Source organism: Candidatus Oscillochloris fontis, from assembly GCF_004138135.1.
Classification (GTDB): domain Bacteria; phylum Chloroflexota; class Chloroflexia; order Chloroflexales; family Chloroflexaceae; genus Oscillochloris; species Oscillochloris fontis.
Genome location: NZ_RYFD01000133.1, coordinates 1 through 1209, shown reverse-complemented (window position 1 = coordinate 1209; position 1209 = coordinate 1). Strand labels below are relative to the sequence as shown.

The 1209-nt window shown below is 62.5% G+C and carries 1 protein-coding gene; it reads left to right on the top strand.

Going from position 1 to position 1209, the window contains the following annotated elements; translation table 11 throughout:
• Entirely contained in the window at positions 1–1206 is a 1206-nt protein-coding gene (gene tuf, locus EKD03_RS18270; protein ID WP_129633895.1) for an elongation factor Tu, read from the top strand.
• Positions 1207–1209: the final 3 nt, after the last annotated feature.

Here is a 1209-nt window from a genome sequence, read left to right as displayed (position 1 = left end):
ATGGCGAAGCAGAAGTTCGAGCGCACCAAGCCGCATATTAACGTCGGCACGATTGGCCACGTGGACCACGGCAAGACGACGCTGACCGCCGCGATCACCAAGGTGCTCGCGCTGCGCGGGGCGGCCCAGTTCCTGGCCTACGACCAGATTGACAACGCCCCCGAAGAGCGCGCCCGTGGGATCACGATTGCCATTCGGCACGTCGAGTACCAGACCGAGAACCGCCACTATGCCCACGTGGACTGCCCCGGTCACGCCGACTACATCAAGAATATGATCACCGGCGCGGCGCAGATGGACGGCGCGATCCTGGTCGTCTCGGCCCCCGATGGCCCCATGCCGCAGACCCGCGAGCACATCCTGTTGGCCCGTCAGGTGCAGGTTCCGGCCGTCGTCGTCTTCCTGAACAAGGTGGACATGATGGACGACCCGGAGTTGCTCGAACTGGTCGAGATGGAAGTGCGCGAACTGCTGAGCAAGTACGAGTTCCCCGGCGACGATACCCCGATTGTGCGTGGCAGCGCCCGTAATGCGCTGGAGAGCACTAGCAAGGATATCAATGCGCCGGAGTATAAGTGCATCCTGGATCTGATGGAGCAGGTGGACAACTACATCCCCACCCCGCAGCGCGCCACCGACCAGCCCTTCCTGATGCCAGTCGAGGACGTGTTCGGCATCAAGGGCCGTGGTACCGTGGTGACGGGCCGTATCGAGCGTGGCAAGGTCAAGGTGGGTGAGACCATCGAGATCATCGGCATGAGCGATGAGGCGCCCAAGAAGACCGTCGTCACCGGTGTGGAGATGTTCCAGAAGACGCTGGACGAGGGTCTGGCGGGCGATAACGTCGGCTGTCTGTTGCGCGGGATTGAGCGCAGCGACATCGAGCGAGGCCAGGTGCTGGCGGTGCCAGGGAGCATCAAGCCGCACGCCAAGTTCGACGCCCAAGTCTACGTGTTGAAGAAGGAAGAGGGTGGCCGTCATACCCCGTTCTTCCCCGGCTACCGCCCGCAGTTCTACATCCGCACCACCGATGTGACCGGGAGCATCAAGCTGCCGGAGGGCATGGAGATGGTGATGCCGGGTGATAACGTGGTGATGGGCATCGAGTTGATCGTGCCGGTCGCCATTGAAGAGGGTCTGCGCTTCGCCATCCGTGAGGGTGGGCGTACCGTCGGCGCGGGTGTTGTCACCAAGATTGTCGAATAATCG